The organism is Bradyrhizobium betae, from assembly GCF_004123905.1.
In the GTDB taxonomy this organism is placed as follows: Bacteria; Pseudomonadota; Alphaproteobacteria; order Rhizobiales; family Xanthobacteraceae; genus Bradyrhizobium; species Bradyrhizobium betae_A.
On sequence record NZ_MZXW01000035.1, the window covers coordinates 296,494 to 308,892 of the forward strand.

General features: G+C 62.8%; 18 protein-coding genes. 5 read left to right on the forward strand and 13 right to left on the reverse strand.

Features of this window, described 5'->3' with window-relative positions; translation table 11 throughout:
* Window positions 1–64: 64 nt before the first annotated feature.
* From B5V03_RS26530 to B5V03_RS26540, 3 genes are read right to left on the reverse strand one after another with little or no spacing between them, the layout of a single operon-like run.
* Window positions 65–1,285, reverse strand: a complete 1,221-nt coding sequence (locus tag B5V03_RS26530; RefSeq protein WP_129273313.1) for an ABC transporter substrate-binding protein — start codon at window positions 1,283–1,285, stop codon at window positions 65–67.
* Window positions 1,286–1,331: 46 nt separating this feature from the next.
* Window positions 1,332–2,078, reverse strand: a complete 747-nt coding sequence (locus B5V03_RS26535) for an ABC transporter ATP-binding protein (protein ID WP_129273314.1) — start codon at window positions 2,076–2,078, stop codon at window positions 1,332–1,334.
* Window positions 2,071–2,826 (reverse strand): ABC transporter ATP-binding protein, encoded by a 756-nt coding sequence (locus B5V03_RS26540; protein ID WP_129273315.1) that lies wholly within the window; start codon window positions 2,824–2,826, stop codon window positions 2,071–2,073. The genes B5V03_RS26535 and B5V03_RS26540 overlap by 8 nt, the downstream gene beginning before the upstream one ends.
* 310 nt (window positions 2,827–3,136) lie before the next feature.
* Between B5V03_RS26540 and B5V03_RS26545 the strand changes: the two genes are divergently transcribed.
* Window positions 3,137–3,811, forward strand: a complete 675-nt coding sequence (locus tag B5V03_RS26545) for a hypothetical protein (protein ID WP_129273316.1) — start codon at window positions 3,137–3,139, stop codon at window positions 3,809–3,811.
* An 18-nt stretch (window positions 3,812–3,829) separates the two neighbouring features.
* Here the strand turns inward: B5V03_RS26545 and B5V03_RS26550 are convergent, their stop codons facing one another.
* On the reverse strand, window positions 3,830–4,183 hold the full coding sequence (locus B5V03_RS26550; protein WP_129273597.1) for an ArsC family reductase: 354 nt from the start codon (window positions 4,181–4,183) through the stop codon (window positions 3,830–3,832).
* 110 nt (window positions 4,184–4,293) lie between these two features.
* On the opposite strand from B5V03_RS26550, the gene B5V03_RS26555 reads away from it, so the two are divergent.
* From B5V03_RS26555 to B5V03_RS26565, 3 genes are all read left to right on the forward strand, one after another.
* Window positions 4,294–4,665, forward strand: a complete 372-nt coding sequence (locus B5V03_RS26555; protein ID WP_129273598.1) for a tRNA-binding protein — start codon at window positions 4,294–4,296, stop codon at window positions 4,663–4,665.
* Between the two features lie 214 nt (window positions 4,666–4,879).
* On the forward strand, window positions 4,880–5,509 hold the full coding sequence (locus tag B5V03_RS26560) for a TetR/AcrR family transcriptional regulator (RefSeq protein WP_129273317.1): 630 nt from the start codon (window positions 4,880–4,882) through the stop codon (window positions 5,507–5,509).
* Window positions 5,510–5,512: 3 nt separating this feature from the next.
* Complete coding sequence (locus tag B5V03_RS26565) at window positions 5,513–6,295, forward strand: sulfite exporter TauE/SafE family protein (RefSeq protein WP_129273318.1); 783 nt, start codon at window positions 5,513–5,515, stop codon at window positions 6,293–6,295.
* Window positions 6,296–6,297: 2 nt separating this feature from the next.
* Here B5V03_RS26565 and B5V03_RS26570 read toward each other — a convergent pair whose 3' ends face one another.
* From B5V03_RS26570 to B5V03_RS26595, 7 genes are all read right to left on the reverse strand, one after another.
* Window positions 6,298–7,002: a glutathione S-transferase family protein gene (locus B5V03_RS26570; protein WP_129273319.1), complete on the reverse strand. Its 705-nt coding sequence runs from the start codon at window positions 7,000–7,002 to the stop codon at window positions 6,298–6,300.
* Between the two features lie 98 nt (window positions 7,003–7,100).
* Window positions 7,101–7,244, reverse strand: a complete 144-nt coding sequence (locus B5V03_RS41675; RefSeq protein ID WP_164988299.1) for a hypothetical protein — start codon at window positions 7,242–7,244, stop codon at window positions 7,101–7,103.
* 116 nt (window positions 7,245–7,360) lie between these two features.
* Window positions 7,361–8,026 carry a DUF429 domain-containing protein gene (locus B5V03_RS26575; RefSeq protein ID WP_129273320.1) on the reverse strand — a complete coding sequence of 222 codons (666 nt, stop codon included), beginning with the start codon at window positions 8,024–8,026 and terminating at the stop codon, window positions 7,361–7,363.
* A gap of 32 nt (window positions 8,027–8,058) precedes the next feature.
* Complete coding sequence (locus B5V03_RS26580) at window positions 8,059–8,406, reverse strand: carboxymuconolactone decarboxylase family protein (protein WP_129273321.1); 348 nt, start codon at window positions 8,404–8,406, stop codon at window positions 8,059–8,061.
* 3 nt (window positions 8,407–8,409) lie between these two features.
* Window positions 8,410–8,931 (reverse strand): RNA polymerase sigma factor, encoded by a 522-nt coding sequence (locus B5V03_RS26585; protein WP_129273322.1) that lies wholly within the window; start codon window positions 8,929–8,931, stop codon window positions 8,410–8,412.
* Entirely contained in the window at window positions 8,928–9,137 is a 210-nt protein-coding gene (locus B5V03_RS26590) for a YgaP family membrane protein (protein ID WP_164988300.1), read from the reverse strand. Before B5V03_RS26590 ends, B5V03_RS26585 begins: the two co-directional genes overlap by 4 nt.
* 94 nt (window positions 9,138–9,231) lie before the next feature.
* A complete protein-coding gene (locus B5V03_RS26595; RefSeq protein ID WP_129273323.1) occupies window positions 9,232–10,416 on the reverse strand; it encodes a serine hydrolase domain-containing protein in 1,185 nt (394 codons plus the stop codon).
* Between the two features lie 244 nt (window positions 10,417–10,660).
* On the opposite strand from B5V03_RS26595, the gene B5V03_RS26600 reads away from it, so the two are divergent.
* Entirely contained in the window at window positions 10,661–11,221 is a 561-nt protein-coding gene (locus B5V03_RS26600) for a hypothetical protein (protein WP_129273324.1), read from the forward strand.
* Between the two features lie 31 nt (window positions 11,222–11,252).
* Here B5V03_RS26600 and B5V03_RS26605 read toward each other — a convergent pair whose 3' ends face one another.
* Together B5V03_RS26605 and B5V03_RS26610 are read right to left on the reverse strand one after the other, a co-directional pair.
* Window positions 11,253–11,945: a GNAT family N-acetyltransferase gene (locus B5V03_RS26605; RefSeq protein ID WP_129273325.1), complete on the reverse strand. Its 693-nt coding sequence runs from the start codon at window positions 11,943–11,945 to the stop codon at window positions 11,253–11,255.
* A 5-nt stretch (window positions 11,946–11,950) separates the two neighbouring features.
* Window positions 11,951–12,298 (reverse strand): Lin0512 family protein, encoded by a 348-nt coding sequence (locus tag B5V03_RS26610; protein ID WP_129273326.1) that lies wholly within the window; start codon window positions 12,296–12,298, stop codon window positions 11,951–11,953.
* Between the last annotated feature and the right edge of the window lie 101 nt (window positions 12,299–12,399).

Here is a 12,399-nt window from a genome sequence, read left to right on the forward strand (position 1 = left end):
GCACCCAGTCCCTTCGGCGTTCCCTAGAGGCGCCCGCCGGCTCACGGCCGGCGGGCTGTTGGTCTTACTTCTTCAGCAGCGCGCACTTGCTCTCGGAGAGCGGCGTGAAGGCCTGGTCGCCCGGCACCGTGCCGACCAGCTTGTAGAAGTCCCACGGCCCCTTGGACTCCGAGGGCGTCTTCACCTCGAACAGATAGGCGCTGTGGATGGTGCGGCCGTTCGGCTGGATCTCGCCCTTGCCGAACAGATCGTCCTCGGTCGGCATCGACTTCATTTTCTCGACGACCTTGACGCCGTCATGCGGATTACCGCCGAGCGCTTCCAGCGCCTTGAGATAGTGGCGCACGCCGGCATAAACGCCCGCCTGCACCATGGTCGGGGGCGCGCTGCTCTTCATCTTGGCGGCAAAGCGCTTCGAGAATGCGCGGGTCTGGTCGTTCATGTCCCAGTAGAACGTCTCGGTGAAGTTGAGGCCCTGCGCGGTCTCCAGACCGATCGCCTTGACGTCGGTGAGGAACAGCAGCAGCGCCGCGAGCTTCTGGCCGCCCTTGACGATGCCGAACTCGGCCGCCTGCTTGATCGTGTTGGTGGTGTCGCCGCCGGCATTGGCAAGGCCGATGATCTTGGCCTTGGAGGCCTGCGCCTGGAGCAGGAAGGACGAGAAGTCCGGCGTATTCAGCGGATGCTTGACGCCGCCGACGATCTTGCCGCCGTTGGCGGTGACCACGGCCGTGGTGTCGCGCTCGAGCGCCGCACCGAAGGCGTAGTCCGCGGTCAGGAAGAACCAGCTGTCGCCGCCGGCCTTCACCAGCGCCTGGCCCGTGGTGTGGGCCAACATGTAGGTATCGTACGTCCAGTGCACGGTATTGGGCGAGCACTGCGCGTTGGTGAGATCCGAGGTCGCCGCACCCGAGTTGATGTAGACGCCGTTCTTTTCCTTGATGACATTGTTGACGGCGAGCGCCACGCCGGAGTTCGGCACGTCGACGATGACATCGACCTTGTCGACGTCGAACCACTGCCGCGCAATCGCGGTGCCGATGTCGGGCTTGTTCTGGTGGTCACCCGAAATGATGTCGATCTTCCAGCCCTTCGCAGCCAGGCCGGAATCCTCAACGGCCATTTGGGCTGCGAGCGTCGAGCCGGGACCGCCGAGATCGGCATAGAGGCCGGACTGATCGGACAGCGCGCCGATCTTGACGGTCTTGTCCTGCGCGAAGGCTGCGCCCGCGGTGGTCACGGCCAACGCCGTGCCGAGCAGAAACGATGCAATCGACTTTTTCATGTGACTTCCCTCGTGAATTTTCTCTTCGCCGTTTTTCTTGGCCGTTCTAGACGCCGAGATAGGTGTGGAGCTTGTCCATGTTGGCGGCAAGCTCCGCGTTGGAAAATCCGTCAATGATCTTGCCGTGTTCGACCACGTAATAACGATCGGCGACGGTCGATGCGAAGCGGAAGTTCTGCTCGACCAGGAGGATGGTAAAACCCTCCTTTTTGAGCCGCGCAATGGTGTGACCGATCTGCTGGATGATGACGGGCGCGAGGCCCTCGGTCGGCTCGTCCAGCATCAGGAAGCTCGCACCTGTGCGCAGGATGCGCGCGATCGCGAGCATCTGCTGTTCGCCACCCGACAGTTTCGTGCCCTGGCTGTTGAGCCGCTCCTTCAGGTTCGGAAACAGATCGAAGATCTGTTCCAGCGGCAATCCGCCCGGGCGGACCACCGGCGGCAGCAGCAAATTCTCCCGCACGTCGAGACTGGAGAATATCCCCCGCTCTTCCGGGCAGAACGCGATGCCCATCCGCGCGATCTTGTCGGAGGTCGTGCGAATGATGTCCTGGTTGTTGAACTTCACCGCGCCGGTACGCTTGCCGATGATACCCATGATCGACTTCAGCGTGGTCGTCTTGCCGGCGCCATTGCGCCCGAGCAGGGTGACGACCTCGCCCGCGTTCACGTCGAAATTGATCCCGTGCAGGATGTGCGACTCGCCGTACCAGGCTTCCAGGTTGCGCACCTGAAGGATGTTGCCGCCGGCAGCAGTCTTTGCGGGAGCGTCCGCGGTTGCAGTCTCAGGCATGACCAGCTCCCAGATACGCTTCCTTGACGCGCTCGTCCTTGGTGAGCTCGCTGTAATGGCCCTGCGCAAGCACCTGCCCGCGCGTCAGCACGGTGATGATGTCGGAGAGATTGGCGACGACGCTTAAGTTATGCTCGACCATCAGGATGGTGTATTTCGCGGAGATGCGCTTGATCAGCGCTGCGATCTTGTCGATGTCCTCGTGGCCCATGCCGGCCATCGGCTCGTCCAGCAGCATCATCTCGGGGTCGAGCGCGAGCGTGGTTGCGATCTCGAGTGCGCGCTTGCGGCCATAGGCCATCTCGACCGCGGGCGTGTTGGCAAACTCGCTGAGGCCGACATCGTTCAACAGTTCGCGCGCGCGATCGTTGAACTGGTTCAGCACGGACTTGGAACGCCAGAAATCGAACGAAGAGCCGTGCTGGCGCTGAAGCGCGACACGGACGTTTTCCAGCGCGGTGAGATGCGGAAATACCGCCGAGATCTGGAACGAACGAACCAGTCCCAGGCGAGCCACGTCGGCCGGCGCCATCGCGGTAATGTCCTGCCCCTTGTACAGGATTTTTCCGGCGGACGGTTTGAGGAACTTGGTCAGAAGATTGAAGCATGTCGTCTTGCCGGCGCCGTTCGGGCCGATCAACGCGTGAATGCTCCCACGGCGGACCTTGAGCGCAACGTCGCGGACGGCGAAGAAGCCCGCGAACTCCTTGGTCAAGCCTTCCGTTTCGAGAATGAACTCATCGGCCAAACAGATTTCCCCCTGCCCGCGTAATACGCGTGGCTGTCCTTAGTTGCTTCGGCTTACCGGGGGCCTTGGAGCCTATCCCGGAACGCCGCCTCCGGGCGCGGAATATGCCGGAGGTGACGGGGGTTAGGCAAGGCGGAAAGCTGAGCAGATCAGGTCTCCGGCCGAGAGACTTATGCTCCCTTAGTCGGACGTGTTTTCGATGTCGCCTGCCCGGCCTCCCGGTTCACAAGGCGCCGGTCATCAAGCCGTCGTTAACGGTCTTTCGTCCCGCGCGCCAGCCTTCATAGAAAATTTTCCCGCAAGGTGCATCATGCGCGGGTTTTTATACGTCGGGAATTTTGTCTTGGATTTTGCGAGCGCCGCTCCCTCCGTCGTCAAGTCGATCAGGCAGCGTGATCTCCTGAACACGTGGCTGCGACTTTATGCGCGCGAGCAGACCGCACCGGCGATCTGGGAGTATCAGCCCGCGCGGCTCGAGGAAGAGCTGTCCGATCTCATCTATTATACGGTGGACCTTTCGACACCGACGCCACACCTCACCATCCAGAGCGAAGGCACGCGCATCTCGCGCGCCTATGGACATACCGGCAAGGGCGTTCTGCTGGATGAATATATCGGGCCGCGGCTCGTGCCCTTCGTGATGCCGATCTATCATGAATGCGTGGCGCGCGGGCTGCCGGTTTATAGCGTTGCCGACGTCGATGACATCTATGGACGTGTGGTTGCCTACGAACGGCTGCTGCTGCCGTTCCAGACCGAAGGCAAGGTCTGCCACATCATCGCCTCGCTCAAGACCTTCTGCGAGGACGGCGGCTTCGAGATCAAGAATCTGATGCGCGGAAATGACGCGCTGCCGCGGCCGAAATTGCGCGCGATGATCGATCGCGACCTGTTTCATCGCGCGCCCGGCCGCATCGCCGCGGCCGACGTCGTCGAGTTTGCCGAACAGCCCGGCGTTACCACCGAGATTGTCGAGCTGAACTAGCGCCAGCGCGATTTGGTCCTACTTGGCCGTGACGTCCTTGGCATAGATATCAGGCTTGAAGCCGACCAGCAGCTTGCCGCCGACTTCCAGCACCGGCCGCTTGATCATCGATGGTTGCGCTAGCATCAAGGCCAGCGCCTTCCTCTCGGTGAGGCCCTCCTTGTCGGCATCGGGAAGCTTCTTGAAGGTCGTGCCGGCGCGATTGAGCAGCGCTTCCCAGCCGACCTTGTCGCTCCACTGCTTGAGCTTGTCCTTCTCGACGCCCGCCACCTTGTAGTCGTGGAATTCATACGCGACGCCATGGCTATCGAGCCAGGTGCGCGCCTTCTTCATGGTGTCGCAGTTCTTGATGCCGTAGATGATGTTGGGCAAGACCAGTCCCTCGTGCATGCGTGGTGCTTCGGCTGCGGCGTTGTACGAAACTCCGGTTCGCGCGACAATATTGCGAACGAAGCTCTCGACCTCTGCCGAACGGACACATGATGCACGTCACCCACGATCCCGCCGCGGCCGTATCACCGACCATCGATTTCAACACCTTCCTTGCGGTCGACATCCGGGTCGGCACCATCGTCGATGCAAAGCCGTTCCCGGAGGCGCGCAAGCCGGCCTGGCGGCTGTGGATCGACTTCGGCCCCGCGATCGGCGTGCGCAAGAGCTCGGCGCAGATCACCGAAAACCACCCGCTCGAGACGCTGGTGGGCCAACAGGTCGCGGCGGTCGTCAATTTCCCGCCGCGCCAGATCGGACCTGTCGTGTCGGAGGTGCTGACGCTCGGCTTTCCCGATGCCGATGGCAAGGTCGTGCTGGTGCAGCCAAGCAAGCCCGTGCCGAACGGCGGACGGCTGTTTTAGCCGCGCGCGATCGAGCTGCAGCGCCGCGTCTGCCGGCGCTCTAACAGCGGTTTACCCTCTGTTTCCCAACTCCGGACGGCCCGGACTTGACCAAAATCGCGTTTGCTAATAAAAATGACTGACCGATCGTTTTTTTATTTCGATCGACACCTTTGAGACCCCTCTCGTAAATTACTAAAACGATCGATCTGTCAGTTATTTATGGACGGCCAAAATGCCCAAGATCAGCGCCAAGCAGCGCGAAGGCCGGCGGCAGCAGATCCTCGAAGCAGCGCTTGCCTGCTTCGCCGAGGACGGCTTTCACCAGACCGGCATGGCCGACATCGTCAAACGGTCGGGCTTGAGCCACGGCGCGGTCTATCTCTACTTCCAGAGCAAGGACGATCTGATCGAAGCGCTCGCCGACGACCGGCATCGCCGCGAGGCCGTGCTCAACTCGGTTGCGCAGGGATCGGGCGATCCGATCGAAGGCCTGCTCGCGCTGGTGCGCGTCTACGCGCAATGGCTCACCGATCCCACGGGCGAAGCGCGCCGTCGCGTCGGCATCCATGGCTGGGCCGAGGCGCTGCGCAACCGCCGCGTCCGCTCCAGCGTCGTCGAAGGCATCGACATGCCGCGCGCGCTGATCGTCGCGCTGGTCGAGCGCGGCCAGCACGACGGCCTGATCAAGCGCGATCTCGATGCCAATGCGATCGCGCGCGTGCTGATCGCGATCTTCCAGGGCTTTGTGCTGCAAAAATGCTGGGGCGAGGATTTTGAGGTCGAGGCCTGCATGACGGCGGTGGCCGGCGTGATCGAAGGATTCCGCAGTAGGCCCGATATCAAACGACGAACCAGGACGTAAATGATGTCCTGGCTTCACGAACTCATCGCCGGTGGCGGTGTCGGTCTGGTCGCAGGGCTGGCATCGGGTTTCACGGGCACGAGCCCCGGCGGCGGCCTCGTGATCTTCTCTGTACTGCTGCTCGGGGCGGGGCAACACGTCGCCCAGGGCACGTCGCTGATCACGCAAATCCCTCCGACGGGTCTCGCCGGCGTGCGCCGCTACTGGCAGAACGGCAATCGCAGTCCCTTGCTGTGGATCGTCTGGATCGGCATCGGATTTCTCGCCGGTGGTGCGGGCGGCGGCTATGCCGCGGCCGCGGTGTCCGACCCGGTCCTGCAATGGACCTATGTCGTCTATCTCGTCGCGTTGATCGTTCTGCTGATCCTGCGCGGTGAGAGCAAGAACGGGAGCAGCGAGACCCGCAACAGCGACGAACTGCATTGGCTCCCCCTGTTCCTCATCGGCACGCTGGCCGGCTTTTCTTCCGGCTTCATGGGCATCGGCGGCGGTCTCGCGATCACGGTCGGCCTCACCGCCGGGCTTCGCGTGCCCCAACATCAGGCGCAGCTCGTCAGTCTCATCTTCTCGGTGATCCCGACCAACATTCCGGCGGCCTGGATCTACTGGAGCAAGGGCCTCATGGTCGGCTGGCCGGCCATCGCCGGCATCGTTGCAGGCCTCTGGATCGGGACCGATCTCGGCGCACGCATGGCCAATGGCGTCAGCAAATCGGCGCTGCGCCGGGCCATGATCGCCCTGGTCTCGCTGATGGCGCTCTACATGACCCACAAGGCGCTGAGCTAGGTTCAAGGCCGCTTCGGAATATTCAGCCCGCGCTCCACGGCCGGCCGCGCCAGCCCCCGCTCGAGCCACGCGGCAACCGACTTGAACTGGCTGAACCCGACGAGATCACCGGCGCCGTAGAAACCGATGAGATTGCGCACCCAGCCGAGCATGGAGATGTCGGCGATGGTGTAGTCGTCATCCATGAACCATTGCCGGCCCGCGAGATGCGTTTCCATCACGCCGAGCAGGCGCTTGGACTCGCCGACGTAACGCTCGAGCGGCCGCTTGTCCTCAAAATCCTTGCCGGCGAATTTGTGGAAGAAGCCGACCTGGCCGAACATCGGCCCGATGCCTCCCATCTGGAAATGCAGCCACGCGAGCGTCTGGTAGCGACGCGCGGCATCTTCCGGCAATAGCTTGCCGGTTTTCTCCGCGAGATATTGCAGGATCGCACCGGACTCAAACAGCGGCAACGGCCTGCCGCCGGGACCGTTGGGATCAAGGATCGCCGGGATCTTGCCGTTCGGATTGAGCGAGAGGAATTCCGGCGTCTTCTGATCGTCCTTGCCGAAGTCGACGAGATGGACTTCGTAGGGAAGCCCTATCTCCTCCAGCATGATCGAGACCTTGACGCCGTTCGGCGTCGGCAGCGAATAGAGCTGAAGCAATTCCGGATGCTTGGCCGGCCAGCGCTTGGTGATGGCAAAGGAGGAAAGATCGGACATCTGGACCCCAGGTTCGTTCACGAAATGCCGCCTAATCTAGGCGAGCTGACGAACGACGCAAGGTCGAGTGGTCAGATCATTTCCCGCACGGGATCGGGTCACAATGGCCGCGGCAAATGACTGGTGGCGTAAGTCATATCGCGCTGCGCACGCTGCTCGATGAAGAGCTGCCCGGTGAAGAGCAGCGCTCCGATGAAAACGAGCGCGAGCATCGCGGTCGCGAACTGACTGGTATCATTCATCGCACGAGCTTCTCTGAATCGATTGCACGGGGAACGCGGACCGACCGTCGACAGTTCCTGCACATGTCAAATAAATTGCCACTTTTTCCCGATTCCTATCCCGTCGGCCGGCGGCCTCAATAATTGATCTCCATCCGCAGCCCGCGCGGATCCGTCTCCTCACCGCCGACACGCTGCTTGCTGTCGCGCGCCGCAATCGCACAAGCACAAGCGTCAATGAGATCGTCACGGCCGATACCGGTGCCGTGTCGCTGCGTCAGCCATTTTGGCAAGCGTGTGAAACCGCATCTCTCCAGAAGCGCGATGCGTTGTTCGCGGCCTTCCGAGGATGTCTTCTTCGCAAGCCGAGCGCGCCCTGCCAAATTCCAGAAGATCAATTCCGGATGCGCTTCGCCGATCTTCGCCTGCCGCGCCGGCGTCATGATCTCGTCGACGTCCCGAATCTTGTCCCGGATGTTCCAGAGTTGCGCCGACACGCCCTTACCTTTGCCTTCGTGCTCCCAGTAGTGGCGATTGGCTGTCGCCATGTCCGGGAATTTCCAGAGATCACGTCGCGCGCCGAGAAACACCGCAGCGCCGACCAATGCCCGCGCTCGCAGGTCGCAGATGCGATAGCCGCTCGGCTTCAATCCGATCGGCATGTCGATCATCGCCCGCGCATGCGGCATCGCGAGCAAACGCGTCAGGCCCGGCGAATAATCAAAGCCGTGATCGCCATGCTCGTCGATCCACGCAGCAACCCAGCCGAAACGAAATCCGTCGAGTCCAAGATAGTTTGGCACGCGTGCGATCCTGCCCGCTTATCAGCGTTTGCTCATTCGGTACCTTCGCCGCGATGTCGCTCAAACAGCCGTTGCGCCAATAGCGCATGGCCGAGCGTGCCGCCGGCGCGCACGGCCGCCGCGATCAATGCGGCTTCCGCGACCTCCTCGCGTGTGGCGCCGGCCTTCGCCGCCTGCGACGTATGCACGTCGAGGCAATAGGCGCACTGCGTGGTGAGCGCGACTGCCAGCGAAATAAGCTCGCGATATTTCGGCGGGATCAAGCCGTCCTTACGCTCGACCGCATGGTTGAACGCAATGAACGCATTCGCCTCGACCGGCGCCAGCGCGACGAAGGCCGGGATGGATTTCAGATCGTCAGGCGTTTGATAATCGGCCATGGCTCACCTCGTCAGATATTCGCGCATCAGGGCGCGGGCGCGATGCAGCCGTGCCTTGACGGCTTGCCGGGACGCGCCGAGTGCGACGGCGATTTCGTCGATGGTCATTTCCTTGACGTCGCGCATCAGCGCGACATCGCGATATTGCGGCGACAGCGCCTCGAAGGCCGCAGCCACGTCGAGCCGCAGGTCGGCCTCGGGGCGCGACAGCAGAAGCGCCTCCGCCTCACTGTCGTCGATCGCCGACGCGAGGCCGGCCTTGCGAGCGAGCCGCAGGCATTCGCGGCGGACCACGCGGAACAGCCAGCCCGAGATCGCCAACAGCGAACGGATCGTCCCGACATGGCGAAACAAAATCCACAGCGCCTCCTGCGTCGCGTCCTGGGCATCGGCCGAGCTGCGACAGGTTGCGCGCGCGTAGCGGCGGATATCCGGCTGCGCCGTCTCGAGCAGGCGCGCGATCGCCTGGGGATCGCCGAGCCGCGCCGCCTCGAACAGGCTTGGCGAGATCGCAGCCGCGCTCACGACACCCTTCCTCGCCCGATCCCGGCCATCGCGCACATCGGGCAATAGCCGACGAGCCCCGTCAAAGCGAACCCGGCACCACCGAGCGCAATCAACCAGGCGACAGCGCCTGTGAAATAGACGAAGGCGGCCACTGCAACTGCAATTCCGAGCAGGACCCGCACCGCCTGATGGAGACCGCCGATGTTCTTCCTGTAAAACGCCATCGCATCCTCCGAGATGAGCCGAGGCTCACTGCCTCGATCACTAAGAGGGCGCGATGGCCGGAAAGGATTCGCGGCAGCAGACAATTTTTCGCGGTCAGCCTCCGACGGCCTGATAGGCCAGACGCTTGAATTCGAAGAAGAACGGATTCCAGAAGCCCATGTGGCGCTGGGCCATCAGAACGCCGGCGGTGTTGGCCTCGGGACAAATCCACCAATGGGTGCCGGCAAGCCCGCCCCACTGGAATTCCCCGGTGGAATTTGCGGGATCGAACGGCATTGGCGCAAAGGTGACGGCGCCGCCGAGGCCAAAGCCCTTGCCGGGGATCGGGCCGAGATTGGCAAAGCGGATGGTCTGCCCCGCGGGCAATTGGTTCGTCATCATCTGCCGCAACGTCTCGGGCTTCAGCAGCGCATCCGATCCAGGTAGCAGCGCGCGCACCAGCGCGAGCATATCAGGCAAGGTCGAGACCAGACCGCCACCACCCGACAGCCGCGGGAACGGCCGCCGATAGGCCTGCGGATAAGGCAGATTGTCGGCGCGCGTCAGGCCCGGCTTCATGGGATCGAGCACATCGGCGCCGGTGTAGTGCGCAACCAGCCTGCCCTGCTGCGCCTCGGGCACGAAAAATCCGGTGTCTGTCATGCCGAGCGGATCGAATATCCACGCCTTGAGGAAAGCATCGAGGGATTTTCCCGAGACGACCTCCACGACGCGGCCGAGCACGTCGGTCGCCACCGAATACTCCCAGGCCGTGCCGGGATGATAGGACAGCGGCAGATCGGCGAGCTTGTCGATCATGTCGGTCAGCGGCGTCAGCGGATTGAGCACGCCCGCCGCGTTGTAACCTTTGAACAGCACCGAACCGGGATCGAAGATGCCGTAGCTGAGGCCGGAGGTGTGGGTCAGAAGCTGCCGGATTGTGATCGGGCTGTTCGCCGGCTCGACATCGGCAAGGCTCAAAGCGCCCTGCTTCAAGACCTTGCGATCGCCGAGCTGCGGCAGGAATTTCTCGACCGTGTCATCGAGCCCGATGCGGCCCTCCTCGACCAGCAGCATGATCGAGCATGTGACGAAGATCTTGGTGTTGGAATACGCGCGAAAAATGTGGTCGGGCCGCAGCGCCGTCTTCGCCTCGCGGTCGGCGAAGCCGACGCATTGCTGGTCGACCACCTCGCGCCCGCGCAGCACCGCCCAGGACGCGCCGGGGATGATCTCCTGATCGACATAGCGCTGCATCGCTGTCCGCACGGCGGAAAAATCAGTTGCCCTGGCGTCCATGAAGTTCGGCCTCCCTGAATTGGTTGAGATGGATATAACGACGAATCGGCTGCGGGGAAGTCCGTTTGCACTAGGCTCCGGACGCGCCGAAAAACCCACATTTTTGTTTCGCCGCGTGTTCGTCCCGGGGCGAGCAACACAACGAAAAGCACTGCAATCCCCGCGGAAAGACCTCATTAATCGCGCGACCTTTAGCCTCACCCCATGTTCCGCGTATCTTCATTTTCACCAGGGGTGACCAGCAATGACCTCGATCTCTGCAACGACTACCAATTCTTACTCCCCGCTCGACCGCCTTAAGAGCGAGCTCACCAAGGAAATCTCGGCGGGCACGATCAGCTCGAGCGACGAATCGGCGCTCTCCTCCGCGCTCGACGACATCGATTCCGCGCTCAAGAGCGGCGCATCCAGCTCCGGCTCCAGTTCGAGCTCATCCTCGCCGCCCTCGTCCGACGAGATGCAGTCCAAGATCGAGGATCTCCTCCAGAACGAGGTGTCGAGCGGCAAGCTGACCAGCGACCAGGCCAGCGAATTGAAGAACGTCTTCGCCAACACGTTCTCCGGCGACGCCGGTGGCCCGCCTCCGCCGCCGGATGGAAGCAGTGACTCATCGAGCACGACTAGCACAGACTCCACATCCTCGACCGATTCCTCGTCCAGTTCGTCTTCCACTACCACTGCGGAGCTGATGAAGGAGCTGATCGCGATGCTTCAGAGCGCGACCAGCCAGTCGACCTCCTACAGCTCCAGCGGCAACTCCAACTCGTCTTCGGCGAGTTCGCTGCTCGTCGATTACAAGACCTGAGGCTTGCGGCCCGGCGCGAACCACCGGGCCGTCATTCCTGCTTCATCAGCGCCGTGACATGAAGGCGACGACGGATCCGCATGCCCTGCCGCTGATAGAGTGCAATGGCGGACGCGTTGCTGGAAAACACGTGCAGGAACGGAATTTCACCGCGCGCCTCGATCTGGCGCGCGACGGCCGACAGCAGCGCCTGCGCGTAACCGCGGCCGCGATGATCCGGATGCACACAGACCGCCGTCATCTCGGTGAACTTGCCCGGCTTCATCCGCTCGCCGGTCATCGCGACCAACTCGCCGCCAGCGCGGATGCCGAGGAACGTGCCGAGCTCGTGCGTCCGCGCGGCGAACGGCCCCGGCTTGGTCAGCGTAGTCAGGGCCATCATGGCGGGAACGTCCGCCTTGCCGAGCGTGACGATCTCGGCCTCGCGAAGCGGGCTTTCGGCCGGCGAGCCGATCATCTGCTCGCCGGTCTCGGCCAGTACGACCTTGAAGCCGTCGGGAACGACAACCGGCTCCGGCGTGAACAGCGCGGCCACCTGTGATCCCGACATGAGATCGCCGAGCGCGGCAAAGCTTGCCGCCGACATGTCGACCATGTCGGCAAACGGCGTCATATCCTCGGGATAGCGCATCGCGCGCGGCCCGCGCTCCGCCAGATGCTTCTGGCTCGTCGTCAGCGCACTCCAGATCGGGCGATCCAGAAGCCGCTCATCGCTGTCGGACACCGGACCTAATCCTTCTCGAAGCTGACGATCACCGCCGCATTGGCGATCAGAATGGGGTCGTTGGCCTGTTCCGTTGCCGAAGGAATCTCCAGCCCGCCCTTGACCGCGTTGACGGTCACGGTGCCGTAAGGAAGCTCCTTGGCCACCGCCTCCTTGTCGACGGCTTCAGGATTGGGCACCGCGATCGTGACGTCGACGAACATGTCGTTCGCGGTCTTGCCGATCATCCGGAAGAAGCCGAGGCTCGAATGCCTGATCGCATCCGACACCGCGCGCTTCGCGGCCTTGGTGGCGTCCCTGCCGTGAACGTCGACGCCCATGCCCATCTCGGTGACACAACGAACGCGAGTCATTTCATATTCCTGTGGTTGGTTGGGTGATTGGAAATGTCGGAGATCGGGGCGCGCAGCACAAGTGCGGTCGTTCCTCTCGTGCCCCGGACGCGCTGCAACGC

Bases quoted from the DNA above. Each gene is read 5' to 3' on its own strand.
- B5V03_RS26535 (WP_129273314.1), bottom strand. From the start codon at position 2,078: ATGCCTGAGACTGCAACCGCGGACGCTCCCGCAAAGACTGCTGCCGGC.
- B5V03_RS26590 (WP_164988300.1), bottom strand. From the start codon at position 9,137: ATGGCGTTTTACAGGAAGAACATCGGCGGTCTCCATCAGGCGGTGCGG.
- B5V03_RS41675 (WP_164988299.1), bottom strand. From the start codon at position 7,244: ATGAATGATACCAGTCAGTTCGCGACCGCGATGCTCGCGCTCGTTTTC.
- B5V03_RS26545 (WP_129273316.1), top strand. From the start codon at position 3,137: ATGCGCGGGTTTTTATACGTCGGGAATTTTGTCTTGGATTTTGCGAGC.
- B5V03_RS26600 (WP_129273324.1), top strand. From the start codon at position 10,661: ATGACCTCGATCTCTGCAACGACTACCAATTCTTACTCCCCGCTCGAC.
- B5V03_RS26555 (WP_129273598.1), top strand. From the start codon at position 4,294: ATGCACGTCACCCACGATCCCGCCGCGGCCGTATCACCGACCATCGAT.
- B5V03_RS26570 (WP_129273319.1), bottom strand. From the start codon at position 7,002: ATGTCCGATCTTTCCTCCTTTGCCATCACCAAGCGCTGGCCGGCCAAG.
- B5V03_RS26530 (WP_129273313.1), bottom strand. From the start codon at position 1,285: ATGAAAAAGTCGATTGCATCGTTTCTGCTCGGCACGGCGTTGGCCGTG.
- B5V03_RS26610 (WP_129273326.1), bottom strand. From the start codon at position 12,298: ATGACTCGCGTTCGTTGTGTCACCGAGATGGGCATGGGCGTCGACGTT.
- B5V03_RS26580 (WP_129273321.1), bottom strand. From the start codon at position 8,406: ATGGCCGATTATCAAACGCCTGACGATCTGAAATCCATCCCGGCCTTC.
- B5V03_RS26565 (WP_129273318.1), top strand. From the start codon at position 5,513: ATGTCCTGGCTTCACGAACTCATCGCCGGTGGCGGTGTCGGTCTGGTC.
- B5V03_RS26595 (WP_129273323.1), bottom strand. From the start codon at position 10,416: ATGGACGCCAGGGCAACTGATTTTTCCGCCGTGCGGACAGCGATGCAG.
- B5V03_RS26560 (WP_129273317.1), top strand. From the start codon at position 4,880: ATGCCCAAGATCAGCGCCAAGCAGCGCGAAGGCCGGCGGCAGCAGATC.